This is a genomic window from Photobacterium sp. NCIMB 13483, assembly GCF_003025475.1.
GTDB lineage: Bacteria > Pseudomonadota > Gammaproteobacteria > Enterobacterales > Vibrionaceae > Photobacterium > Photobacterium piscicola.
The window spans coordinates 54,664-79,534 of record NZ_PYLV01000013.1 but is presented as its reverse complement, the minus strand read 5'-3'; the positions used below and the strand labels follow the sequence as shown (position 1 = coordinate 79,534).

The 24,871-nt window shown below is 42.3% G+C and carries 20 protein-coding genes; 10 read left to right on the top strand and 10 right to left on the bottom strand.

Annotated features, from left to right (window positions below; genetic code table 11):
- Nucleotides 1–94: 94 nt before the first annotated feature.
- Complete coding sequence (gene tolC, locus C9I86_RS11835) at nucleotides 95–1,393, top strand: outer membrane channel protein TolC (RefSeq protein WP_080158568.1); 1,299 nt, start codon at nucleotides 95–97, stop codon at nucleotides 1,391–1,393.
- Nucleotides 1,394–1,461: 68 nt separating this feature from the next.
- On the opposite strand, the gene hldE is transcribed toward tolC, so the two are convergent.
- The 4 genes from hldE to C9I86_RS11815 form a co-directional block, all read right to left on the bottom strand.
- Complete coding sequence (gene hldE, locus C9I86_RS11830; protein ID WP_080158569.1) at nucleotides 1,462–2,892, bottom strand: bifunctional D-glycero-beta-D-manno-heptose-7-phosphate kinase/D-glycero-beta-D-manno-heptose 1-phosphate adenylyltransferase HldE; 1,431 nt, start codon at nucleotides 2,890–2,892, stop codon at nucleotides 1,462–1,464.
- Between the two features lie 71 nt (nucleotides 2,893–2,963).
- On the bottom strand, nucleotides 2,964–5,852 hold the full coding sequence (glnE, locus tag C9I86_RS11825) for a bifunctional [glutamate--ammonia ligase]-adenylyl-L-tyrosine phosphorylase/[glutamate--ammonia-ligase] adenylyltransferase (RefSeq protein WP_107276427.1): 2,889 nt from the start codon (nucleotides 5,850–5,852) through the stop codon (nucleotides 2,964–2,966).
- Nucleotides 5,853–5,963: 111 nt separating this feature from the next.
- Nucleotides 5,964–7,556, bottom strand: coding sequence for a methyl-accepting chemotaxis protein (locus C9I86_RS11820; protein ID WP_107276426.1), 1,593 nt, complete (start codon nucleotides 7,554–7,556; stop codon nucleotides 5,964–5,966).
- A 263-nt stretch (nucleotides 7,557–7,819) separates the two neighbouring features.
- Nucleotides 7,820–9,334, bottom strand: coding sequence for an inorganic triphosphatase (locus tag C9I86_RS11815; RefSeq protein WP_107276425.1), 1,515 nt, complete (start codon nucleotides 9,332–9,334; stop codon nucleotides 7,820–7,822).
- Between the two features lie 185 nt (nucleotides 9,335–9,519).
- Here C9I86_RS11815 and C9I86_RS11810 point away from each other — a divergent pair, with 185 nt between their 5' ends.
- The 3 genes from C9I86_RS11810 to C9I86_RS11800 all read left to right on the top strand — a co-directional run bounded on the left by C9I86_RS11810 (nucleotide 9,520) and on the right by C9I86_RS11800 (nucleotide 12,222).
- Nucleotides 9,520–10,200 carry a TIGR00153 family protein gene (locus C9I86_RS11810; protein ID WP_045027941.1) on the top strand — a complete coding sequence of 227 codons (681 nt, stop codon included), beginning with the start codon at nucleotides 9,520–9,522 and terminating at the stop codon, nucleotides 10,198–10,200.
- A 31-nt stretch (nucleotides 10,201–10,231) separates the two neighbouring features.
- Nucleotides 10,232–11,497, top strand: a complete 1,266-nt coding sequence (locus C9I86_RS11805) for an inorganic phosphate transporter (protein ID WP_080158573.1) — start codon at nucleotides 10,232–10,234, stop codon at nucleotides 11,495–11,497.
- A 113-nt stretch (nucleotides 11,498–11,610) separates the two neighbouring features.
- Nucleotides 11,611–12,222: a TIGR04211 family SH3 domain-containing protein gene (locus C9I86_RS11800; protein WP_107276424.1), complete on the top strand. Its 612-nt coding sequence runs from the start codon at nucleotides 11,611–11,613 to the stop codon at nucleotides 12,220–12,222.
- A gap of 94 nt (nucleotides 12,223–12,316) precedes the next feature.
- Here C9I86_RS11800 and C9I86_RS11795 read toward each other — a convergent pair whose 3' ends face one another.
- Together C9I86_RS11795 and C9I86_RS11790 are read right to left on the bottom strand one after the other, a co-directional pair.
- Nucleotides 12,317–13,279 (bottom strand): general secretion pathway protein GspB, encoded by a 963-nt coding sequence (locus C9I86_RS11795; RefSeq protein WP_080158575.1) that lies wholly within the window; start codon nucleotides 13,277–13,279, stop codon nucleotides 12,317–12,319.
- Complete coding sequence (locus C9I86_RS11790; RefSeq protein WP_199190785.1) at nucleotides 13,279–14,895, bottom strand: AAA family ATPase; 1,617 nt, start codon at nucleotides 14,893–14,895, stop codon at nucleotides 13,279–13,281. Before C9I86_RS11790 ends, C9I86_RS11795 begins: the two co-directional genes overlap by 1 nt.
- A 244-nt stretch (nucleotides 14,896–15,139) precedes the next feature.
- Here C9I86_RS11790 and C9I86_RS11785 point away from each other — a divergent pair, with 244 nt between their 5' ends.
- Entirely contained in the window at nucleotides 15,140–16,369 is a 1,230-nt protein-coding gene (locus C9I86_RS11785; protein WP_107276423.1) for a multifunctional CCA addition/repair protein, read from the top strand.
- A 60-nt stretch (nucleotides 16,370–16,429) separates the two neighbouring features.
- Here the strand turns inward: C9I86_RS11785 and C9I86_RS11780 are convergent, their stop codons facing one another.
- Genes C9I86_RS11780 through folB form a run of 3 tightly spaced genes read right to left on the bottom strand, consistent with a single transcriptional unit; the run spans nucleotide 16,430 to nucleotide 18,103 of the window.
- Nucleotides 16,430–17,233 (bottom strand): undecaprenyl-diphosphate phosphatase, encoded by an 804-nt coding sequence (locus C9I86_RS11780; protein WP_080158577.1) that lies wholly within the window; start codon nucleotides 17,231–17,233, stop codon nucleotides 16,430–16,432.
- A 43-nt stretch (nucleotides 17,234–17,276) separates the two neighbouring features.
- Nucleotides 17,277–17,750 carry a 2-amino-4-hydroxy-6-hydroxymethyldihydropteridine diphosphokinase gene (gene folK, locus C9I86_RS11775; protein ID WP_080158578.1) on the bottom strand — a complete coding sequence of 158 codons (474 nt, stop codon included), beginning with the start codon at nucleotides 17,748–17,750 and terminating at the stop codon, nucleotides 17,277–17,279.
- Nucleotides 17,750–18,103 (bottom strand): dihydroneopterin aldolase, encoded by a 354-nt coding sequence (gene folB, locus C9I86_RS11770; RefSeq protein ID WP_080158579.1) that lies wholly within the window; start codon nucleotides 18,101–18,103, stop codon nucleotides 17,750–17,752. The genes folK and folB overlap by 1 nt, the downstream gene beginning before the upstream one ends.
- A gap of 251 nt (nucleotides 18,104–18,354) precedes the next feature.
- Here folB and plsY point away from each other — a divergent pair, with 251 nt between their 5' ends.
- Nucleotides 18,355–18,969 (top strand): glycerol-3-phosphate 1-O-acyltransferase PlsY, encoded by a 615-nt coding sequence (plsY, locus tag C9I86_RS11765; protein ID WP_080158580.1) that lies wholly within the window; start codon nucleotides 18,355–18,357, stop codon nucleotides 18,967–18,969.
- Nucleotides 18,970–19,043: 74 nt separating this feature from the next.
- Here the strand turns inward: plsY and tsaD are convergent, their stop codons facing one another.
- On the bottom strand, nucleotides 19,044–20,060 hold the full coding sequence (gene tsaD / locus C9I86_RS11760; protein ID WP_107276422.1) for a tRNA (adenosine(37)-N6)-threonylcarbamoyltransferase complex transferase subunit TsaD: 1,017 nt from the start codon (nucleotides 20,058–20,060) through the stop codon (nucleotides 19,044–19,046).
- Between the two features lie 249 nt (nucleotides 20,061–20,309).
- Between tsaD and rpsU the strand changes: the two genes are divergently transcribed.
- The 4 genes from rpsU to rpoD all read left to right on the top strand — a co-directional run bounded on the left by rpsU (nucleotide 20,310) and on the right by rpoD (nucleotide 24,839).
- Nucleotides 20,310–20,525: a 30S ribosomal protein S21 gene (rpsU, locus tag C9I86_RS11755; RefSeq protein WP_005301411.1), complete on the top strand. Its 216-nt coding sequence runs from the start codon at nucleotides 20,310–20,312 to the stop codon at nucleotides 20,523–20,525.
- Between the two features lie 31 nt (nucleotides 20,526–20,556).
- Nucleotides 20,557–21,000 (top strand): GatB/YqeY domain-containing protein, encoded by a 444-nt coding sequence (locus tag C9I86_RS11750; RefSeq protein ID WP_107276421.1) that lies wholly within the window; start codon nucleotides 20,557–20,559, stop codon nucleotides 20,998–21,000.
- 129 nt (nucleotides 21,001–21,129) lie between these two features.
- Nucleotides 21,130–22,887 carry a DNA primase gene (dnaG, locus tag C9I86_RS11745; protein ID WP_107276420.1) on the top strand — a complete coding sequence of 586 codons (1,758 nt, stop codon included), beginning with the start codon at nucleotides 21,130–21,132 and terminating at the stop codon, nucleotides 22,885–22,887.
- Nucleotides 22,888–22,979: 92 nt separating this feature from the next.
- On the top strand, nucleotides 22,980–24,839 hold the full coding sequence (rpoD, locus tag C9I86_RS11740; protein WP_080158584.1) for an RNA polymerase sigma factor RpoD: 1,860 nt from the start codon (nucleotides 22,980–22,982) through the stop codon (nucleotides 24,837–24,839).
- Nucleotides 24,840–24,871 lie beyond the last annotated feature (32 nt).

The following is a 24,871-nucleotide window of genomic DNA, read 5'->3' as shown; positions in this document are numbered from 1 at the left end:
AATGATCAGTTTCAAGCAAGCCTGCTTCAGGTAAACTGGCGCTTGCACTATTTATACATTCCCATTTTTGTCAGCAAGACCAGGAAAGGCATCCATGAAAAAATTGCTTCCAATCATTATTAGCCTTGCAGTTGGCTCAATGAGTCAATCAGCATCGGCTGACGATCTCGCTCAGATTTATCAGCAAGCCAAGCAAAATGATCCACAACTTCTAAAAGCCGCGGCCGATAAAGATGCAGCTTTTGAAGCAATCAATTCTTCACGTAGTACCCTTTTGCCACAAATTAATCTTTCTGCAGGCTACAACACCTACTACCTTGACTCAAAAGAAGGCAAGGATAACGGTTTCAATGCTGGCGTAACATTAAGCCAGTCACTCTATAACCGCGCTAGTTGGGTTGGTCTTGATATTGCAGAAAAGCAAGCTCGTCAAAGTGATGCAGCTTACGCAGTTACGCAACAAGGTCTAATCTTACGTGTCTCTACAGCGTATTTTAATGTGTTAAAAGCGCAAGATGATTTGAAGTTTGGTGAAGCAGAAAAAGCAGCGGTTGGTCGTCAACTAGAGCAAATGAAACAACGCTTTGAAGTAGGTCTATCTGCAATTACAGACGTTTACGATGCACAAGCACAATACGATACTGTATTGGCGTCTATCATCGTTAAGAAAAATACTCTTGCTAATAGCTACGAAGAATTACGTGAAATCACTGGTCATGCTTATTCATCACTAGATCTATTAAATACCGCAAGTTTCTCAGCAAGCAAGCCTAAGCAAGCGGCTGATAATCTAGTTAAAGATGCAGAAACTGAAAACTTGACCTTACTCGCGTCACGCATCGGTCAAGATATTGCTCGTGATAATATTTCATTAGCAGATTCAGGACACTTACCGACCTTATCATTTGAATCTGGTTATCAATACGATGATACAAGTCGACTAATGAGCCCAGATGAAGGCAACCTAAGTGCTGGTATTCGAATTGATCTTCCTGTGTACACGGGCGGTAATACCACATCTCAAGTAAAACAAGCACAATATAAATACGTATCGGCAAGTGAAGATCTAGAAGCACAATACCGTTTAATCGTAAAAGATGTACGTAACTACTATAACAACATTAATGCAACGATTGGTTCAATCAATGCATATAAACAATCTGTTGTTTCTGCAAAATCAGCATTAGAAGCAACAGAAGCTGGTTTTGATGTCGGTACACGTACGATTGTTGATGTATTAGACTCAACCCGTAGCCTATACTCAGCTAACAGTGAACTTGCTAATGCGCGTTATGATTATATCCTGGCGCAATTACAGTTAAAGCAAGCGGTAGGCACACTTAGCGAACAAGACGTGTTAGATATTAATACAGGTTTAATTCAAACTAAATAAGCCATTAATATCAATATAAAAAAAGCGCCTAACGGCGCTTTTTTTGTGCGTGATAAATAATTCGAAAATTAACCACGTCCACCGCGAATAGCTGCAATTATTTTTGAAGTTGAACAACCATCTTCAAAATTAAGCACTAACACTTGGCCTCCCGCCGCAATCACTTCTTTACCACCTGCAATTTGTTCAGGGGTGTAGTCACCACCTTTAACTAAAATGCTCGGTAATACTTCACTGATTAATCGTTGTGGTGTCTCTTCAGTAAACGGTACCACCCAATCCACAGCGCCTAATCCAGCTAATACCGCCATACGACGATCTTCTGGATTCACTGGACGTCCAGGACCTTTTAAGCCTTTAACGGAATCATCAGAGTTTACCGCTACAATAAGTCGATCGCCCAATTTTGCCGCTTCTGTTAAATAGGCAACATGGCCTGCATGCAAAATATCGAAACAACCGTTAGTCATAACAACAGTTTCACCACGTGCACGTGCCGCTTTCACCGCATCAACTAATGCTGATTCAGAAATAACCCCAAAACCGGTATCTTGACTACCATGAATTGCTTCAGTTAATTCAATCGTCGATAACGTTGATGTACCTAACTTCGCTACCACCACGCCCGCAGCCGCATTCGCAAGTTTGCATGAATCAGATAACGATTTACCTGCAGATAATGATGCCGCCAGTACCGAAATAACCGTATCACCGGCACCCGTGACGTCATAAACTTCTTGCGCAAGGGTTGGCATATGTAACGGCTCACACCCTTTTTCAAGTAAGGTCATGCCATGTTCAGAGCGAGTAACCAGTAAGGCTTCAAAATCAAATTGTTCGATCAGTGCCATGCCTTTTTCCACTAATTCTTGATCTGAATTTACACAACCAACAACGGCTTTAAATTCAGATAAATTAGGTGTCAGTAACGTCGCACCACGGTAGCGTTCAAAGTCAGTTCCTTTAGGATCAACTAGCACAGGTAAGTTTGCTGCACGAGCCAATTGAATCATCGCCTGCACATGAACTAACGCACCTTTAGCATAATCAGACAAAATAACCGCTTTTGCATTCGCTAGCGCAGGTTGCATTCGTTCAAGGATCGGGGCTGAATCGATATTTTGAAAACCTTCTTCAAAATCTAATCGAATCAACTGTTGGCCACGGCTCATCACCCGTAATTTGGTGATCGTTGGGTATTGAGCAAGAGCAACGAAATCACTACAAATATTTAATGAGGTTAACTTTTCCGTTAACGCACGCGCTGCTTCATCTACGCCAGTTAGGCCGATCAATTTGGCATTGCCACCTAACGCAGCAATATTCATGGCCACGTTTGCCGCACCACCTGGGCGCTCTTCAATCTGATCAACCTTAACCACAGGCACTGGTGCTTCTGGTGAAATACGTTCAGTGGGACCCGTCCAGTAGCGATCTAACATTACATCGCCAACAATCAATACCTCTGCTTGGTTATAATCAGGCAGCGTCAGTTTCATTTCTTTCTCCGAGAATATGGCAACGTTCGAATACTAGCATAAACTAAAATCAAGGGGCATCGAGATCACACCTAAACCTGACAAGGTTCAAGCCATTGCTGCCATACCTGTTCTACTGTCTGTCGCATTCCAATAAATTGTTGCTGATCAACATAAGCGGGTAACCCCAATAAACTTAATCGGTGAATGGCATTACGCATATCACAATAAGCTTGCTGTAATTGAGCAACAGTGACGCTATCAATGATGTCATAGTTAGCCATTGATTCAAAAATACGCACATTATCAGACCAACGTGTTAAAGCCGGTTGTTGATGAGCATAAGCTAACACTAAATATTGCGCTAAAAATTCAATATCGGTGATACCTCCTTGGTCTTGTTTAAGACCAAACATGCCCACTTTTTGCTTACCAAGATGTGCACGCATTTTATGACGCATCATCACCACATCATTCGCTAACTGCACCGAATCACGAGCGGCAGTTAATACTTGTTGGCGAACATCACTAAATGCAGCTTGTAATTTTGCATCACCATACACCATTCGCGCGCGGACAAGGGCTTGATGCTCCCATGTCCATGCTTGTTGCTGCTGATATTCTCCAAATCCATTGATTGTCGTGACTAATAACCCAGAAGCACCTGAAGGTCGTAAGCGCATATCAACCTCATACAATACTCCCGACGCGGTTCTGGTTGAGAATAAGTGAATGATTCGCTGCGCTAAACGTAAATAAAATTGTCGTCCATCGATTTCTTTACTACCAGTGGTATAAACATTATCAGGACAATCATGGACAAACACTAAATCAAGATCAGAGCCATATCCCAACTCCCAACCACCAACTTTGCCATAGCCAATCACGGCAAAACCTTTGCTTTCACGCTCTAATAAATGGCTTGGCTCACCATATTTAGCCGCAATTTGTAACCATGCTTGATTAACCACCGCCGCAATAATAGCTTCTGCAAGATAGGTTAAGTGATCACTTACTTTCATTATAGGTAATACACCTGCAATATCCGCTGCCGCAATCCGTAATAATTGGGTCTGCTTAAACTGGCGAATCGCCTCCATCTGTTGCTCCATATCCTCTTCAGGAATACGCGCCAGATACTCATGCAATTCATCTTGATAACTGGTGAGTTTTGTTGGCTGATATAAATGCTGAGGATCGAGCAATTCATCAAGTAACAGTGGATATAACGCCAACTGATCAGCCACCATTGGACTGGCTGCACATAATCGAATCAATTGTTTGAGTGCAACAGGGTGTTCAGTTAATAATTCAAGGTAGGTGGTACGAGTAGCAATACGAATGATCAATTTCGTTAATCGCGGCAACAGTTGTACGGCATCATCACGTAACACCACTTGCGCCAAGATTTCAGGCATTAAGGTGGCTAACGCTTCACGTCCACGCGGGCCTAAAGTTCGTTTCGATAATTCATGCTTAAAAGACACCAAGTTCTGTGCTTGTAACGTTTGTTGTGGTGCATCAAGCTCAGCTAAAATAGTGAGTAATACATCTTCATTAGTCACCATCGCCCACATTTCATGGTATTGCGTCGCCACATCTTGCTGACTATCTTGCTCATCATGACCAATAATATCGTCGAAAATGGCATGAATAGCGGTCATATGCTGTTCTGTCGTTACCACCAACGCGGCCCAGTCTGGCTCTATCATGGCACAAGCTAATCGTGCTTGATCAAGGGCTTTATCTGGCAATGTTTGGGTCTGCTTATCATCAATCGCTTGCAATAAATTTTCGAGACGACGTAAATGGCAATACCCTGCTGTTAAAATATCGACATCAACTGGCGGTAATAAAGCTAACTCCTTAATTGCAGCAAGGGTTGGTAATAAGCCCCGTCCACGTAAGCTTGGTTCACGTCCACCACGAATTAATTGAAAAGATTGTGCGATAAATTCAACTTCTCGAATGCCACCCGCCCCCAATTTAATATTATTGGTCAGGCCACGCCGACGCACTTCACTGCCAATCATCGCTTTCATACGGCGTAATGACTGAATGGCACTAAAATCAATGTAACGTCGAAACACAAACGGCCGTAGCATTTGGCGTAAACCTTGATATTGCGTAAAGCTTTCTTTACCCATTACCCGTGCTTTAATCATCGCATAACGTTCCCAATCACGGCCTTGTTCTTGGTAATAATCTTCTAATGCAGCGTAGCTCATCACTAATGGTCCACTGTCGCCAAAAGGGCGTAACCGCATATCCACTCGATAACAAAAGCCATCAAAGGTGATGTGATCTAACGCTTTAATCAACCGTTGTCCTAAACGAGTAAAAAACTGCGCATTAGCCAGACTACGACGGCCACCGATCGTTTCTCCGTTTTCAGGATAAGTGAAAATCAAATCAATATCCGACGAAAAATTAAGTTCCCCACCCCCTAATTTACCCATGCCTAAAATAAGCATCGGTTGTGGTTCACCTTGATCATTCATTGGTGTTCCCCACTCAGTACAGCACTGCTGATAAAGCCAATGATATGCTTCCATGATCAAGGCTTCTGCTAGTTGCGACAAACTCGCGAGGCTATGCTGTAAAGGTGCACGATGACTAAAGTCTTGCCACGCAATTAACGTCATATAACGACGTCTAAAATGACGTAAGCTACGCATTAAGCCCATTTCATCGGTTACTTGTGCGAGTTGCTGGCTTAATAACAGACGATAATCAATATCACCACAATGTTGATATTGGTCGAGTAGCCATTCTAAGAGGGTTGAATCTTGTACTAGAGAGGCACTAATAAAATCACTTAACCCCAACATGGTATGCAATTCCTGCTTGGCTTCTCCTTGCCATAATGCCAATAGTTGCGGGTGCTTATCAGCTAATTTTCCCCAGGCTAAGTCGGCTGCAGCAACGACATCGCTACAACGATCAATGAGTGGATAAGGTTGTGATTTTTCGGTCGCCATGTGCTGTCCCTTGAACAAGTAACTCGATAAAGAACTCTAATTTAGCATATAAAAACGCCCATCAACTGATGGGCGTTATAATTTTATTTTATTCAATATGACGCATTTTATTTACACTTTAAATATGTCTATTTTTGCTTCTAAATCATTAGCTTGATGCTGCATATCAATTGATGTTTGCGCCAATTCAGTCACCACACCAACCGATCCATCAACCAGTTCTCGTACATTTGTCAGGTTAATATTCATTTCATCAGCCACCGCACTTTGCTGTTCAGCTGCGGCTGCAATATGAAAATTCATATCATTAATACCTTGAATCTGCTCAACAATTTTATTTAACTCGCCACCAGCACTGGTAACAAGATCAACCCCTTCATCTGCTTCAATAACACTGCGTTCCATTAAACTCACCGCTTGTTGAGCACTTTGTTGTAATTGAGCGATCATATCTTGAATTTCAACCGTCGCTGTTTGAGTGCGTTGTGCAAGATTACGTACTTCATCAGCCACAACAGCGAACCCACGCCCAGCATCCCCCGCGCGTGCGGCTTCAATTGCTGCATTAAGTGCTAATAAGTTAGTTTGTTCTGAAATACTTTGAATGGTTACAATCACTGAACTTATTTTATCAACCCGAGTTTCCACTTGATTAACGGCGGCGGCTGATTGAGTAATGTCATTCGACAATTGGTTAATCGTCATCATGGTACGACTCACAAATTGTTGTCCTGTTGCTGCTTGTTCTGAGGTATTTAAGGTCGCATTAGATGCATCACGCGCATGACCAGCCACGGTTTGTACTGTTGATGTCATTTCCGCCATAGCTGATGCTAATTGATCAATTTCAGCAAATTCTTCTTGAGAGGATTCTTTAGTTTGCTCCATCATTAATGACATCACTTCCGCGGATTGTGAAAGTGTGGTTGCCGCTTGGCGTTGAGCAATCAATACCGCTTTAAGCTGACAACGGCTTTGTTCAAGCTCACGACTTAACTCACCAAATTCATCACTACACCTCATGGCTATCGGCTGTGACAAATCATTATTGGCGAATGCTTGAATACTTCGCTTTAAGCCACCGATTTGACGCAACATAATCCGCGATGCGAGTAATAACACCACCACAAAAATCACCACCATTAATGATGTTTGCCACACAATTTGTCCCAAATACTGTTGATAATAACCCGCAGCCAATGCATTTGTTTGGTAACTAATAACCGCTAACTGTAACGCAGGTAATTTAACTATATATCCATAGCCATCATTATCTTGTCGCGTAAATGGCTGATTATTTAGCTTCGTATCACGTAGCAACTGACTTAATGTCAATCCTTCTTCCAATGGCTGGTTGATACTAATAACCTGATTTAATTTGGATTCCACCAATACATTATCATTTTTATATTCAACAACATATACACTATGCTTGCTCATTTCAGTGGATAATTGAGAGGAATTTAACGCTGACGATTGAGTGTTGGTAGCGGCTAAGCTTGTTAGCATCAACGCATTTGATTGGGCTAATTGCTGCACTTTGTTTTGTTGAGTCGCGATAACAGATTGATAGAATAATTCCGCATCCCACAATTGTTTGCCAATTAATAACAACGTACTAAACACCATCAGTAAAATAAGTTTAGGGGTTAATTTAAGGTTGGTTAACCACTTTTCCCAAGCTTTAAACTCTAGTGTTGCCATTTACTCTCTCCGTATCGCTAACGTTTACACCCTTCACATTAAAAATGATGTGTTATTCGTAAGCCAGTAATGTCATCAATAAGCACCATTGCTCCACTCTTCTATTGCTTATCGACATTTACGGGTAAATATTTAGTCATCCCTTCAAAAGATACGTCAAAACATGATCTGTCCCACATGTTGTACTCGTAGATACAACAACGCCCCGCATAAAGCGAGGCGTTAATATTTAATACTAACTCATTACATGTAACGCATAACGATTATGGCCAGTAAGGGGTTAGCTCTATACTGATCTGCCGAGTCTGACTCATGGCATGCAATAATGATTCTTCTTGACGTTGTAACCATTTTTGCATTTGCGCTAAGTCATCGCCTTCAAATAGAGGTAATAACTGCCGAATAGGTTCTAATGCGCGTAAGTCTTCTAAGCCTTGTAATAAATCTAACCATGGCATTCTAAAAGAGATTCGACGGTCTTCATCATACAAGCCTGCGAACGCAATTCCACTCATCAAATTACGCAATAAACGTGGTTTTTGATCAAGATAATCAATATGGCTCAGTTCGCGTTCAGCGGGGAAAACATCAAGCAATTCAGACCATGAACGGGTTAGCATATTATCTGCAAATGCTTTCACTGGTGCGGCTAGTTTATCGCGTGATTTATCGTCGAGAAATGGCTGCCAACCTCGACTTAAAATCCAGCGGCTTAAATCTAGCAATAACCCACAGTAACGCGCAGAACGCATTAATTGGATCATATCGTCACTATCTGGAAGCTCTTGGTAACGTAGCTCTAATTGCTGTTGCAACTCTTTACGGGCATTCAGCTTACGTAATACATAGGCTTTATCATCAATCAGCGCTTGAATGCTATTGGCATCTTCTAACCACGTTAGCTCGCCTTCCAACCATTGTAATTCTTGGCGTAATAAGGCACTTGCACGACGCGGAATAATGCCACCAAAGGTTGCAAAAGTTTGGCGTAATAAGCTTAACGCTTGTGATATTTGTACCAGAGCTTGCGGTTCTTGGCGTTCCATATAAATCTGTTCATGGTACAGCCAGTGCTCTAACGCATGTTCAAGTGTATTAATGAACGCAGATTCAACCGAATCTTGAAGTGTAGTATTAACAAAAACTAATGGCTTGATAGGATCGCCTTGATAATCAGCAGCAAGTCGGTAGCCACGAGCAGCCTTGCTAAGATTACCTAACCGCATTCCACCATCAACACATAATTCACGCGCTAAAGTGAATAAAGCGTCTGTCTGACCCGATTTAAGCTCTAGTTCTACTTCACAAATTGGCGAGCGTTTATCATCAACACTCACTTCACCATGATCAAATGCTAATTCAATTTGGCTACCATCTGGCATTGCCACTAACCATTGCTGGCGAGTAAAATCAGTACTAAATAATGGCTGAATTTGCTGCTGAACAGCAACAATATCAAAGTCGTGAGGCCAAGCATCTGCGGGATGAAGCGCTAAACTTGGTGCCGTACTATTCACTTCAACATTGTATTCAGGACGCTGATGTAATCCAGCAACAACACGGCCTGCGGTTTTTAATGTTTGAACAAACACATCATCAAAACGACGAATACGTAAACCGATATCATGCTGGCGCAATACTTGATCGGGAGTGTCAAAGTAAATATTACCCAACTCTCGACGGCTCTGTTGCAGAATTTTAGCTGCGGAAATTTTTTCCACCAGCTGAGTTGAAAATTCTGGTAAGACAAAAAACTTCAGTTCTATCTCGGTTTCCATAGTTATACCTATAAACGGTGGCAAACCAAGGATATTTGCTTATTCACTCAAGGGCAAGTGAGAAATATCAATAAAACCTTGATCAAAACTAGTTCCACTATACTCTTTAATACGTTAAAATGCGCGATTCAATGACCATCGCTCAAGATTTAGCCTTATTCGGGCGCTCTTTAGGTTGATCGGCTATGCCAGTAAATACAATAATGGGGCTCTTTGCAAAATCCCCAATCAAACCACTACAACGCCATGTTATTCGCGTAACTGAGTGTTGTGATCTGCTTATCCCGTTCTTCGAGGCATGTAATGCTGGAGATTGGGAAAAGGCGGCCGTTTTACGCGAACAGATATCGCAACTTGAAAAAGATGCGGATGTACTCAAGCGTGAGATCCGTCTGAAGCTTCCTCGTGGTCTTTTCATGCCAGTAGATCGTACTGATATGTTAGGACTGTTAACCCAGCAGGACAAACTCGCTAACCTCTCTAAAGATATCGCTGGTCGAGTCTTAGGTCGTAAGCTACAAATGCCTGCTATCATGTACCCAGACTTCGTGGCATATATTCAACGTTGCTTAGACGCGGCTGATCAAGCTCGCCGTGTAATCAATGAATTGGATGAATTACTCGAAACTGGTTTCAAAGGCAGAGAAGTGACACTTGTTGCCGAAATGATTAATCAGCTAGATGTTATCGAAGACGATACCGATGCTATGCAGATAGTCTTACGTCAACAATTAATGTCCATCGAAGACCAACACAGCCCGGTGGATGTCATGTTCCTGTACAAAATTCTCGAGTGGGTAGGCGCAATTGCTGATCAAGCACAGCGGGTCGGCTCACGTTTAGAAATTATGCTCTCGCGTTCTTAATAACGGGAATTTAACAAAACAAGGTTTTACAATGGAAATCCTGGCTAACTACGGCACTCTATTAATCGGAGTGGCAGCTTTTTTTGGTCTTTTGATGGCGATTGGTATTGGTGCAAATGATGTTGCCAATGCCATGGGTACTTCAGTTGGTTCAAAAGCACTTACAGTAAAACAAGCGATCATCATCGCGATGATTTTTGAATTTGCAGGTGCTTATCTTGCAGGTGGTGAAGTTACCGATACTATTCGTAAGGGTGTTATCGAAACTTCTCTATATGCAGCCCACCCTGAAACCCTAGTTTTTGGCATGATGTCAGCGCTTCTTGCTGCTGGTACATGGCTACTTGTCGCTTCTTTTATGGGCTGGCCTGTTTCAACAACACACTCAATTATCGGTGCTATCATCGGTTTTGCTTGTGTGTCAGTTGGCACCAATGCAGTGGATTGGCATTCAATCCAAGGTATTGTGGGTAGCTGGTTAATTACACCGTTTATTGCTGGTATATTTGCGTATCTGATATTCATCAGTGCTCAAAGATTAATCTTTGATACTGATAACCCAATGGCAAATGCAAAACGTTTCGTTCCGGTCTATATGTTTATCACAGCGATGGTCATTGCATTGGTAACAATTAAGAAAGGTCTGAAACATATCGGTTTGCATCTAACAACGGGTGAAGCTTGGATTGCATCGATTGCTATTTCATTTGTCGTTATGGTTGTAGGTTACTTCTACATTCAGCGTAAGTATGCTGATGACGATCTTGTAGATAGCAACGGTTATGCCGGTGTTGAAAGTGTATTTAGCGTATTGATGGTTGTTACTGCGTGTGCGATGGCATTTGCCCATGGTTCAAACGACGTAGCAAATGCGATCGGTCCTCTATCAGCAGTTGTTTCAACAATTGAGAATTCTGGACAAATTGCAGCTCAAAGCCAAATCGCATGGTGGATCCTTCCACTAGGTGGTATTGGTATCGTCATCGGTCTAGCTACTCTTGGTCATAAAGTAATGGCTACCGTAGGTACAGGCATCACTGAGTTAACACCGAGCCGTGGTTTTGCTGCTCAGTTAGCAACAGCATCGACTGTTGTACTAGCATCAGGTACGGGTTTACCAATCTCAACTACACAAACACTGGTTGGTGCAGTATTGGGTGTTGGTTTTGCTCGCGGCATTGCTGCTCTTAACCTAGGTGTTGTTCGCAACATCGTTGCTTCGTGGATTGTAACATTGCCAGCAGGTGCATTCCTTGCTGTCATTTTCTTCTACATTATACAAGCACTTTTTAGTTAAATAGTGGCAGAGTTCAAAGAGAGAGGTCTCCCCCTCTCTCTTTTCTTGCTCCCTTTCTTTAAAGCCCTTACTATCCGATCTCTAACCATTTCAGGTTCATCAAGGATTCGATAGTGAAGCACCTCATAAGCTTTTTTTTGTTCTGTTTGACACTAATTAGCCCAATAGCTAATGCTGAACAAGCCCATTATATTTCTGACAACTTATTTACTTATTTATTAAAAGGCCCTGGCAGCCAATACCGTATTGTCGGTAGTGTTAATGCTGGCTCACCCGTTACGCTATTAGAAAAAGATAACGGTTATAGTCGTGTTAAAGATGCGAAAGGTCGTACTGGCTGGGTTGAATCTAAATTCATTTCAACTGATGTTGCACTGCAAGAACGCCTGCCCGTACTTGAAACGGAATTAACCACAGTTAAAGCCAGACTAGCAGAAGCACTGACAACCAATGATAATAAACACAGTGATTTAAATAGTGCCTTAGCTCAGCGTAATAGTCAGATTAATAAATTAGAAACACGTAATACGCAATTACAAAATGAGCTAACAATAGCTCAAGACGAAGTGCGCAGTTTACGAGCAAAAATTGACACTCAAAAAGATGATTTATTAATGAAATGGTTTACCTATGGTGGCGTAGTTGCTGGTATTGGTTTGCTACTAGGATTAATACTACCACATATCACACCGCGTCGTCGTAAGCGGGCTAATGGCTGGGCATAAGTATTCCTAACTCAGTATTTATATTATAAGACAATCAATATCACTAAAAAGGCAGCCAATTGGCTGCCTTTTTTTGATTTTCACTTCACGCTAATTACCATTCAGATAGCGCTGGCATGCTAATTTCATAACCATCAAATGTTAGAATAACATCTCGTGATTCAATCTTGACCAACTTCACGCCAGGAGCAATCATATCTCCCTGATGGCGTTCATTACCGTTGACTTTAACCCAACGTTTAGCTGGCGTAGAAGAGTAAATATGCTGATTAAAATTCATCTTAGGCAGCTGTTGCTGCACTGCTGCAGGTAATAAACCAATCGGAATCACTTTGCTTTTTGGCGTTTTAGTCACTGTTGAGTGAGGCTTGATCGCATTACGATCGGCGTTACTACGATCAACCTCGCTATCTTGATAGTGCTCCCCCGTCGTCGCGACAATAGCTGATTTTAACTTCGCTGCGATGTCTGGTGATAGAGCCGACAAATCAAGGTTATCCAACTTGTAAGGATCATCGTTAGTTGATGTCGCTTTAATAACATGTTGAGCAGTATTGTGTGGCAGATCATCACTTGGGCCAAGATCTCGATCTTGCTCGCGCGGTTCACTATTATGCTCCTCAACATTTGACGGTGACTGATACGCAGGTGAGGCCACATATAAACCATCATTGATGGGCAATGGCTCTGTCACAATATCGGGATACGTCATAAAAATAACCTCAGCATTTACCGCCGCAGAGGGGGTATCTAACGCTTGTAGCTTAGGTGCTTGCAATACCGATGGCGGTAATGCGGCGGTTACTAATGAAGATTGATGTGTTGTAGCTGCCGTTACACCAACAATTTGTTGCTGATAAACTTTATATGCCACAATCGAAGCTGCAGGTAACAATGCAATAATAATCGGCATCACCCACTTCACTCGAGATTGTTGAGCTTTAACTGCCCGCATTGGATGGACAATTTTCACCATCTCTCCATCAGCATGACCAACACTTGATTGGCTAGCATTATTTTTATCTGATTGTTTTAATGCCGTTAATAACTGAGACATTAGGCTTGCTCCGGTTGTAACGTAGGCCCAGGAAGATTAAGTGCGGAATCAAGGATCATTAGCGTCATTGGGCCAGCAATACCATCTGCGGCAATATCTTGTGCCCGTTGAAAACGGCGTAATTTATCAAGGATCGTTTGATTAAAATAACTCACCTGTGGGCCATCATCACCTAAGAAAGCATTTAATTGTTGATTTAACCATGCGACTCGTGCGCCACTTTGACCAAAACGAATCGTGGTTTTATCGCCTAGTGGTGGACGCCATAGCAAACTAAAGTGGCCACTCCAACGCGCTTCAAACCATGCAGGTGTCACTGAAATACGTTGTTTATCTAGCAATAATTCAATTCGATCACTCGTAATTGCATACACAACCGCATAGAAAGGCTGCTGTTGACCATCTTTAAGGGTTACGATCACTGGTCGATTAATTAATCCTAAGCGCGTTAATGTCGTTGAACCAGAAAAACACGTCAATGCGATTCGAGCGCTAGTCGCACACGTTGCTTGATTTAATGCAGTATCAAAACCCCATAATTTATACAGACTTTGCATGGCATTACGTTGATTACGGCTATCATTAATGGCGGTCACTAATCGAATTTCAGTGCTGACGACGGCCTTTTTTAACGGTGCCGTATTCGGTGTTACCGCAGGTGAAGAAGATACCGTAGTTAAAGATAATGCTGATGTGGGTGTTTGAGGCCAATATTGCCACGTCACTGTCGCCATCACGCCACACAGTGCCGCTGCGATTGTCCATGGCAGCCATGCTAAGCTTGAATGTGACGAAGTGACTGATGGTACTTGCCAACTCAATATATCTTCACAGGCTTGAACCGCCATTGCCTTGGTCACACTGTGAGTACCACCCTGACAGGCTAACTGCATCGATTTATCGCACACCAAGTTAATTAACCGAGGCACTCCCTGCGTTTGTTTAGCTATATAACTGACAATACTGGCATTGAATACCGAATATAAACAATCAACCGCATTAAGACGGTAATGAATATATTCACTGACTTCCGTTTCGGTCAATGGCAGCAAATGGTAACGGGAAGTGATCCGCTGTGCTAATTGGCGTAAGCGTTCTTGTTGTAATAGCTGCTGTAATTCAGGCTGGCCAATCAAAACAACTTTTAATAATTTACGGCTATCGGTTTCTAAATTAGTCAATAATCGTAATTGTTCTAGCACATCAGGCATCAAATGTTGGGCTTCATCGACTAACAATAGTGTCTGCCGACCCGCAGCATGATTAGCAATAAGATGCTGATAAATAATATCGGTTAATTGCTTGAAACTGGCTTCGTCGCGATAAGATAGCCCTAATTCATCACAAATAGTGGCCAATAAATCATGTGATGATAACGCCGGATTGAGGATCACCGCCACTTGCGCTTGTTGCGGTAATCGTGAAATCATCGCCCGCAATACCGTTGTTTTTCCTGTCCCCACTTCCCCCGTTAATAAGCCAAAACCACCACCATCGGTGAGTCCTGATAGCATATGCGTTAATGCTTCTCGATGACGCTCACTGAGGTAGAGAAAACGGGCACTTGGCACAATTGAAAATGGTGCTTCATTTATGCCAAAAAAATCTTGGTACATATCTATACTCTAATACTTAAAATTATTTAGGAATAAATTATCGATAACATCATCAACAACATAAAAATACTTAGTACTGACAAACTCTCATTGCTGAGCGATATTTGCTATTATGATGACATCAACAAACCAGTGTATATTGGTTAACAAAATAATACCGATTAACATTATCATGCTGTGATAATGGTGACTTTTTCATTGTGATCTACAACTATTAGCCCCGCGTGGTATTAAGGAGTCTTCATTGCAAACCTATCTTGTCGGTGGTGCTGTTCGCGACACTTTATTAGGCTTACCTATAACAGATCAAGACTGGGTTGTTGTTGGCACCACACCAACGGCCATGCTTGAATTAGGTTATGAGCAAATTGGCAGTGATTTTCCCGTTTTTCTTCATCCTCGAACCAAACAAGAATATGCCCTCGCACGTACCGAGCGTAAATCAGGCCATGGTTACACTGGCTTTAGCTGTTATGCCGCTGCCGATGTTACCCTTGAACAAGATCTATTACGACGTGATTTAACCATCAATGCTATTGCCCAAGATCAACAAGGGCAACTCATCGATCCATACCATGGTCAATATGATCTAGAACATAAGATCTTACGTCATGTTTCACCTGCATTTAGCGAAGATCCATTGCGCGTATTACGCGTCGCCCGTTTTGCCGCTCGTTTTGCTCACTTAGGCTTTACTATTGCTGCCGAAACCATGGCATTAATGCAAGAAATTGTCGTCAGTGGTGAATTAGCCAACCTAACCCCAGAGCGAGTATGGCTTGAGTGGCACAAATCACTTTCAAGCAATGATCCACAGGTCTTTTTAAGCGTATTACGTCAGTGTGGTGCTTTAGCGGTAATTATGCCTGAAATCGATGCGCTATTTGGCATACCACAACCCGTAAAATGGCATCCTGAAATCGATTGTGGTATCCATACGTTGCTTGTCGCAAAACAAGCAGCTGTACTCAGCGATGATACAATCATTCGTTTTGCTGCCCAAGTACATGATCTTGGTAAAGCACTTTCCCCTAAAGATGATTTACCTCACCATAAGACCCATTGCCGTGATGGTATTAAGCCAATCAAACAGTTATGTCAGCGAATAAAAGTACCAAATGATTATCGTGATTTAGCACTGTTAGTTTGTGCTCAACATACCAAGATCCACCATGCTCAAGAAATGCGCGCCAGCACTTTTATTTCGATATTTGATCAAATAGATGCATGGCGAAAACCCCAGCGCATTGAGCAACTGGCCATATGTTGTCGTGCTGATGCTCGCGGTCGCCACGGTTTGGAAGCAACGGTCTATCCACAAGCAGACATCACCATTGCTGCTTTTGATATCGCTCAAGCAGTCCCTGTCGCCCCGATTATTGCCGCAGGGTTCATTGGCGCTGAAATCAAACAGCAATTAACGCAAGCCCGTACCCTCGCTGTTGATGAATATTTACAGCGTACACGCACCTAATCTATAGCAATAAAAAAGCCGACATAAAGTCGGCTTTTTTGTAACACGTTTATTCTAAAATTATTTAGATAATAAAAATAGGAATAAACCAGCACCTAATATTAAACGGTAGATAACAAATGGCGTCATACCTAAACGTGTCACTAATTTTAAGAACACGTGAATACATGCATATGCACTAACAAACGAAACCGCAATACCAATACTTAGATTACTGATATCAATCGGCTCAGTGCCGGTTACCAGTTTAAGACCTAAATACCCGCCCGCAAGCAAAATAATAGGTATCGACATTAAGAATGAGAATCGTGCCGCTGCTTCACGAGTAAAGCCAAGATATAGAGCGGCGGTCATGGTTGCACCAGAGCGAGACGTACCAGGAATGATAGCGGCAGCTTGGGCTAAACCGATTAAGACCGCACTTTTCCATGTGGTTTGATATTCATTGTCAGTCTGCTTAGCATGTTTATCAACCCACCATAACAGCAAGCCGAAAATAATAGTTGTACAAGCAATAACCCACGCAGAACGCAAATACATCTCGATGAAGTCTTTCATCAACAAGCCAAAAATACAGGCTGGAATGGTTGAAATAACAATCATCCATGCTAATTTAGATTCAGCATTATGTTGACGTTTAAAAATTGAAGCTAGCCATGCGCTAAGTAGCGTAACAACTTCTTTACGGAAATAAATCATTACCGCTAATAATGTTCCTACATGCACCGCAACATCAAATGCCAACCCTTGATCTGACCAGCCCAATATTTCTGACGGTAAAATAAGATGGGCAGAACTCGATACAGGTAAAAACTCTGTTAATCCCTGTAACAGGGCAAGCATAATCGCTTCAAAGTGACTCATTCATTATCCTTAATTTAGGTTATATATCGCTATAAGTAATATTTTATTCAACAGGCCATAATGACTGTTGAGGTGAAAATTTTTGCCATAACTCCGCAATCGTCTGTTGCTGTCCGGGAATAACTAACTCAGGACATAATTCACTCATTGGCCAAAGCACAAAGGCAAATTTATACAGATCAGACCGAGGTATTGTAGGTGAGCACTCACAAACTACGTCACCATAAAGTAAAATATCGAGATCAATTGTACGACTTTGATTTTTTTGGGTATTTTCAGGTCGTCCTAATTGCCGTTCAATCTCTTTTAGTGATTGCTGCAGAGTCGCTAATGACAATGACGTTTTTATTTCAATGACACTATTAAAGAAATTATCACCGTTAAAACCAACAGGTTCTGCTTCAAAAATACGTGACATACGCCATGAACTCGCTAACTGCGCCACCGCCTTGACGCCAGCGGGTAAGTAATGTTCGCGATCAATATTGCTGCCAATGCTGATATAAGCGGTGATCACTACTTAATGCCTCGTTCGATCTGAACCCCAACGCCAGCGGCATTAGCAATGGCGCTCGGTTTGGTCACGCGCACTTTAATCCATGGCACTGCAAAGCGCGTCATGATCAAAGTAGCAATATCTTCTGCAACGCGTTCAACTAACAAAAAACGCCCTTGAGTAATATGTTCAGTAACCGCAGTACTAACCATTGAGTAATCTAACGCTAAATTAACATCATCCGCTATGGCTGCAGGACGATTATCGTGAGCCATCTCTAAATCTAATACTAATTTTTGCTTAATTTTTTGTTCCCAGTCATACACTCCAATAGTGGCGATAACTTCAAGTTGTTCTATAAATACCGTGTCCATATTTAATCGCTAATTTTGATAGAGGTCGGATACCTAATACACACAAAAACGCGTATTATCAGGCTATATAAGTTAGCGAAAACACCTGCTAACTGGTCAACAACACATTGAATGCTGACCATAATTATGACTATATCACAGCCATAAACACGCTGATATTTATCAGTACCAATATTGATCAAGATAAGATCCAGCTAACATTTAGCGGCAATAAAGAATGCCACTTATCTTTCAAATAACCGGGATATTGCATGACACCATTAGCGTTACTGATGATCATTGCGGCTTATCTATTAGGATCTATTTCCAGTGCAGTATTAATTTCAAAACTGTACCACTTTCCAGATCCTCGTACCCATGGCTCACTCAATCCGGGCGCAACCAATGTCCTTCGCCTCGGAGGTAAAACGGCCGCAATATTAGTCTTAGTTGCTGATATTTTAAAAGGCATGATTCCTGTTTGGTTAAGCTACTTTTTAGGCTTAAATCCTTTCCTATTAGGCATCATAGGCATCGCAGCTTGCCTTGGTCATATCTACCCTATCTTCTTCCATTTTCAAGGTGGTAAAGGGGTCGCTACCGCACTTGGTGCATTAGCCCCTATCGGCTGGGATCTCAGTGGTGGTTTAATTATTATTTGGATATCAGCACTGACATTAACCGGCTATTCATCTCTCGCATCGTTAATTACCGCCCTTGTTGCACCACTGATGACATGGATGGTCAAACCTGAATACACCATGCCCGTCGCGATGCTGTCTTGCTTAATTATCTTTCGTCATCAAGATAATATTCGTCGTTTACTCGACGGTGACGAAACAAAAATATGGCAGAAATTTGCCCGAAAAAGTAACGAAAAGCAATAAATACACAGAAAAAAACACAAAAAAAGCGAGAACATATGTTCTCGCTTTTTGTTTGAATTAATGCATATTTATTACTAAGCAACAGGCTTCAGTTGATCGATAGGCCAACGTGGATAAACCTTAACACCAAGATCCATCAATTCATTATTCTTTAGACGTTGCATACCAGCATAAGCAATCATCGCACCATTATCGGTACAAAATTCAGTACGTGGATAAAACACTTGGCCATGCATGCCTTTCATCAAGGTTTCAAGCTGTTGACGTAATGATTTATTTGCACTTACGCCGCCAGCAATCACTAGGCGCTTATAGCCCGTTTGCTTTAATGCACGCTTACATTTTATCGCTAACGTATCAACAACAGCGTCTTGGAACGCATACGCAATATCAGCACGTGTTTGTGGATCATCATCATTGCCCCGAATCGTATTCGCCGCAAATGTTTTTAATCCTGAAAAACTAAAATCAAGACCTGGGCGATCTGTCATTGGACGTGGGAACTTAAATCGTCCCGGCGTACCTTGTTCAGCCATTTTAGACAGTAACGGACCACCAGGGTAATCAAGCCCCATCATCTTCGCTGTTTTATCAAAAGCTTCACCCGCGGCGTCATCCACTGACTCACCAAGAATTTTATAATCACCAATACCACGCACATCTACCATCATGGTATGTCCGCCAGAAACCAGCAATGCCACAAAAGGAAATTCAGGTGGATTATCTTCTAACATTGGTGCGAGTAGATGACCTTCCATATGGTGTACGGCAACCGCAGGTAAATCCCATGCATAAGCTAAACTACGACCAATTGTTGCGCCCACTAGTAGCGCGCCAACAAGACCAGGACCAGCAGTGTACGCAACACCGTCAAGATCGTCTTGCGTTAAGCCCGCAGCAGCCAAGGTTGCCGTAATTAAGGGAATGGTTTTTTTAACATGATCACGTGACGCTAACTCAGGAACAACACCACCGTAATCAGCATGTAACTTTACTTGACTGTAAAGTTCATGTGCCAATAAACCTTTTTCATCATCAAAAATTGCGATACCTGTTTCATCACAGGAGGTCTCAATGCCCAATATACGCATAACAGCCTCTATACTATTCTGGGACCTAATCTAAAAAATCAGCCTAGTTTCAACAACAACCGATAATTCATACAGGTTTATAAGGGAGTAATTGGATGCCATGTTACCGCTGTTAACACAAATTAACCAGTTCATAGGCGTAGAATGCTTTACAAATACCCCCAAATCAGATTAGAATTTCGCACCATTTTAATCATCTGACACTTTGAACGTCAGTATTAAACCGAATCACTCTGAGGTGAGTATTACATGCCAGTAATCAAAGTACGTGAAAACGAACCGTTTGACGTAGCACTACGTCGTTTCAAGCGCTCTTGCGAAAAAGCAGGTATCCTTTCTGAAGTTCGTCGTCGTGAGCACTTCGAAAAGCCAACAACTGTACGTAAGCGTGCTAAAGCAGCGGCAGTTAAGCGTCACCTGAAGAAATTGGCTCGCGAAAACGCGCGTCGCGTTCGTCTGTACTAATCGTTAGATTATTAAACAGAAGGATCGCGTAATGACTCTTATTGAACGTCTTAAAGGCGAACAAATAGCGGCGATGAAGGCGAAGGATAAACCTCGTCTTGGTGCTATCCGTTTGGTTCTTGCTGCAATTAAACAACGCGAAGTTGACGAAAAGATCACTCTTTCCGATGATGACGTATTGGTAGTTTTGACCAAAATGGTGAAGCAACGTCGTGACTCTGTAGCGCAGTATGAAGCTGCAGGCCGTCAAGATCTTGCTGATATTGAACATGCTGAAATCAGCGTCTTAGCAGAATTTATGCCTCAACCATTAAGTGAAGATGAAATCTCTGCTTTGATGGATGAAGCTATTGCTGCAACAGGTGCTGCTAGCATGCAAGATATGGGCAAGGTTATGGGCGTACTGAAACCGCAAATTCAGGGTCGTGCCGATATGGGGATTGTTAGCAAGCTGGTGAAAATCAAGCTAGGCTAATCACTCCTCTTATTCTGCAACAAGCCGTGCTATTCTTTCGGAATGCGCGGCTTGTTTGTATCTGACAATCCCCACTTTTAACGGTTCAACCGTTACTCTTTTTGTTTACTCTAGGTTGTTTGCTTTGTTATGGCAGGAAAAATACCGCGTTCATTTATTGATGATTTAATCTCTCGACACGATATTGTCGATGTCATTGACGCGCGCGTAAAACTCAAAAAACAAGGTAAGAACTTTGGTGCCTGTTGTCCTTTCCATAACGAAAAAACACCCTCTTTTTCGGTAAGCCAAGAAAAACAGTTCTATCATTGTTTTGGGTGCGGTGTTCATGGCAACGTACTTGATTTCGTGATGGAGTATGATCGGTTAGAGTTTGTCGATGCTATTGAAGAGCTCGCCTCACAACTAGGTTTAGAAGTACCACGAGAAAACGATGGTACCAATGCACCTCGTGGCCCTAAAGCGGCAGATAAACGTAATTACTATGAACTCATGGGCCAAGTGTCACAGTTTTATCAATCACAACTACGGGCGCAAGATGCTCAGGTTGCGGTTGATTATCTCAAGGGACGTGGTTTATCAGGCGATATTGTAAAAAAATTCAATATCGGTTTTATTCCCGATCAATGGGACATGGTTCGCACTCGCTTTGGGCGTGATAATGAATCGCAAAAAGCACTTGTTAACACTGGAATGCTGATCGAAAATGATCAAGGTCGTCGTTATGACCGCTTCCGTGGACGAGTGATGTTTCCGATCCATGATCGCCGAGGACGCGTGATTGGTTTTGGGGGGCGAGTATTAGGTGATGGTACGCCAAAATACCTTAACTCCCCTGAAACTGATATTTTTCATAAAGGCCGAGAGCTTTATGGATTATATGAAGTACTACAAACCCATCGTGAACCTGAAAAGATCATGGTAGTTGAAGGTTATATGGATGTCGTCGCGTTGGCCCAATTTGGTGTCGATTATGCGGTTGCATCGTTAGGCACCTCAACCACCGGTGATCATATTCAAAGCCTGTTCCGTCAAACCAGCACTGTTGTGTGTTGTTATGATGGTGACCGTGCAGGACGAGAAGCTGCATGGCGAGCAATGGAACAAGCATTGCCTTACCTAACCGATGGTCGTCAGCTAAAGTTCATGTTCTTACCTGATGGCGAAGATCCAGATTCATGTATTCGCGCCGAAGGTAAAACTCAATTTGAACAACGCATTGATGCAGCGACATCGCTATCAGAATTTTTGTTTAATAGCTTAATGCTTCAAATTGATACCAGTAGCCGTGAAGGTAAAGCGAAACTCACCACACTCGCTGTTCCCTTAATTGATAAAGTACCAGGTGGCACTCTGCGACTATACTTGAGAGAGTTACTGGGTAAAAAACTCGGCTTACCTGATGAAGCACAATTACAGCAACTACTCTCAAAGCATGGTCAAATCACTAAACCGGTAGGCCAAGTACAAATTAAGCGTACACCAATGCGAGAAGTTATCGCATTATTGATTCAACACCCACACTTTGTGCAACAGCTTGAATTTGATATGGACGCATTTGCTGTTATTGAGCTCGCCGGATTAAATTTATTGCTATCTATAGTTGATAAATGCCGAAACAATCCCAATATTAGCACTGGACAGCTTTTAGAATATTGGCGTGGCACCAAAAATGAAGCCATGATGGCACGGCTTGCCGCGTGGGAGCTACCGTTGTCAAATGATGAAGACAACAGCCTCGATGTATTTTTAGACGCAATGGATAAAATTATTATTCAATGTGTTAATCAACAAATTGAACAGTTGCAGACTAAATCAAGAACTGTCGGCTTATCAGTCGAAGAAAAGCAGGAATTACAATCCTTATTACTGGATCGTCCTGCCTAATAAGTAGTCAACAATTAAGAAATTTGTTATAATGACTGGTTTGCAACTCTGCATACTAAATTATCACTCAGACCCGAAGTTGGATACCGTCTATGGAGCAAAATCCGCAGTCACAGCTAAAGTTACTTGTTGCTAAAGGCAAGGAACAAGGCTATCTGACCTACGCCGAAGTAAATGACCACCTACCAGAAGACATTGTTGATTCTGATCAGGTTGAAGACATTATTCAAATGATTAATGACATGGGTATCAAGGTAGTTGAAACTGCCCCTGATGCCGATGAACTCATGATGACTGAAGATAATGCCGACGAAGACGCCATTGAAGCAGCGGCGCAAGCATTATCAAGCGTAGAAAGCGAGATCGGTCGCACAACAGACCCAGTACGTATGTACATGCGTGAAATGGGCACGGTTGAACTACTTACTCGCGAAGGCGAAATTGATATCGCAAAACGCATTGAAGATGGTATTAACCAAGTTCAATGCTCTGTTGCTGAATACCCTTCAGCAATCGCTCATTTACTTGAGCAGTTTGACAAAGTTGAAGCCGATGAACTTCGTCTAACTGATATCATTTCAGGCTTTGTTGATCCAAACGAAGAAGCTACTGCAGCGCCAACAGCAACACACATTGGCTCAGAATTAAGCGAAACCGATCTTGCAGATGAAGATAAAGATCTTGAAGACGGTGACGATGACGATGACGAAGATGGCGCTGAAGAAGAAGAAGACGATGGCAGCATCGACCCAGAATTGGCGCGTGAAAAGTTCTTAGAACTTCGCCAATCTTATGAAAAAATGGCTTTAGCCATTAACACTAATGGTCGTCAGCACGCGACAACTGAAGTTGCCGTTGAAGAATTGTCAGAAATCTTCAAGCAATTCCGTCTGATTCCAAAGCAATTTGATCGTCTAGTTAGCTCACTACGTGACTCAATGGATAAAGTACGCACTAATGAGCGTCTTATCATGCGTATGTGTGTTGATAACAGCAAAATGCCAAAGAAAACGTTCATTAGCTTATTTGCAGGCAATGAATCAAACAGTGATTGGATCGACACTGCACTTAACTCAGGTAAGCCTTACGCTGAACGTTTAAAGAATTATGAAGAAGATCTTCGTCGTTCAACGTTAAAGCTACGCATTCTTGAGCAAGAAACAGGTCTTTCAATCGAACGTATTAAAGACATCAGCCGTCGTATGTCTATCGGTGAAGCAAAAGCGCGCCGTGCGAAAAAAGAGATGGTTGAAGCTAACTTACGTCTGGTTATTTCTATCGCGAAGAAGTACACCAACCGTGGTTTGCAGTTCTTGGATCTAATCCAAGAAGGTAACATTGGTCTAATGAAAGCGGTTGATAAATTTGAATACCGTCGTGGTTACAAATTCTCAACTTACGCAACATGGTGGATCCGTCAGGCAATCACACGTTCAATCGCAGACCAGGCACGTACTATTCGTATCCCTGTGCACATGATTGAAACCATCAACAAATTGAACCGCATCTCACGTCAGATGCTACAAGAGATGGGCCGTGAGCCATTACCTGAAGAATTGGCTGAACGCATGCAAATGCCGGAAGACAAAATCCGCAAGGTACTGAAAATTGCGAAAGAGCCAATCTCAATGGAAACCCCTATCGGTGATGATGAAGATTCACACCTAGGTGATTTCATTGAAGATACAACACTTCAACTTCCAATGGATGCAGCAACAGCAACTAACTTGCGTGCCGCAACTAACGACGTACTTGCTGGGCTAACGCCTCGTGAAGCAAAAGTACTTCGTATGCGTTTTGGTATCGATATGAATACCGACCACACGCTAGAAGAAGTGGGTAAGCAATTTGATGTTACTCGTGAGCGTATTCGTCAGATTGAAGCAAAGGCACTACGTAAATTACGTCACCCAAGCCGTTCAGATGTGCTTCGTAGTTTCCTTGATGAATAAGTAAACCCGATAGCATTATCGAAAAAAAGCGA

What these genes read in the sequence shown, in the direction of transcription:
- C9I86_RS11805 (WP_080158573.1), top strand. Translation starts at nt 10,232, where the DNA reads ATGGAAATCCTGGCTAACTACGGCACTCTATTAATCGGAGTGGCAGCT.
- rpoD (WP_080158584.1), top strand. Translation starts at nt 22,980, where the DNA reads ATGGAGCAAAATCCGCAGTCACAGCTAAAGTTACTTGTTGCTAAAGGC.
- folB (WP_080158579.1), bottom strand. Translation starts at nt 18,103, where the DNA reads ATGGACACGGTATTTATAGAACAACTTGAAGTTATCGCCACTATTGGA.
- C9I86_RS11820 (WP_107276426.1), bottom strand. Translation starts at nt 7,556, where the DNA reads ATGGCAACACTAGAGTTTAAAGCTTGGGAAAAGTGGTTAACCAACCTT.
- C9I86_RS11795 (WP_080158575.1), bottom strand. Translation starts at nt 13,279, where the DNA reads ATGTCTCAGTTATTAACGGCATTAAAACAATCAGATAAAAATAATGCT.
- C9I86_RS11815 (WP_107276425.1), bottom strand. Translation starts at nt 9,334, where the DNA reads ATGGAAACCGAGATAGAACTGAAGTTTTTTGTCTTACCAGAATTTTCA.
- C9I86_RS11750 (WP_107276421.1), top strand. Translation starts at nt 20,557, where the DNA reads ATGACTCTTATTGAACGTCTTAAAGGCGAACAAATAGCGGCGATGAAG.
- tolC (WP_080158568.1), top strand. Translation starts at nt 95, where the DNA reads ATGAAAAAATTGCTTCCAATCATTATTAGCCTTGCAGTTGGCTCAATG.
- plsY (WP_080158580.1), top strand. Translation starts at nt 18,355, where the DNA reads ATGACACCATTAGCGTTACTGATGATCATTGCGGCTTATCTATTAGGA.
- dnaG (WP_107276420.1), top strand. Translation starts at nt 21,130, where the DNA reads ATGGCAGGAAAAATACCGCGTTCATTTATTGATGATTTAATCTCTCGA.
- C9I86_RS11810 (WP_045027941.1), top strand. Translation starts at nt 9,520, where the DNA reads ATGCCAGTAAATACAATAATGGGGCTCTTTGCAAAATCCCCAATCAAA.
- hldE (WP_080158569.1), bottom strand. Translation starts at nt 2,892, where the DNA reads ATGAAACTGACGCTGCCTGATTATAACCAAGCAGAGGTATTGATTGTT.
- tsaD (WP_107276422.1), bottom strand. Translation starts at nt 20,060, where the DNA reads ATGCGTATATTGGGCATTGAGACCTCCTGTGATGAAACAGGTATCGCA.
- C9I86_RS11790 (WP_199190785.1), bottom strand. Translation starts at nt 14,895, where the DNA reads ATGTACCAAGATTTTTTTGGCATAAATGAAGCACCATTTTCAATTGTG.
- C9I86_RS11780 (WP_080158577.1), bottom strand. Translation starts at nt 17,233, where the DNA reads ATGAGTCACTTTGAAGCGATTATGCTTGCCCTGTTACAGGGATTAACA.
- rpsU (WP_005301411.1), top strand. Translation starts at nt 20,310, where the DNA reads ATGCCAGTAATCAAAGTACGTGAAAACGAACCGTTTGACGTAGCACTA.
- glnE (WP_107276427.1), bottom strand. Translation starts at nt 5,852, where the DNA reads ATGGCGACCGAAAAATCACAACCTTATCCACTCATTGATCGTTGTAGC.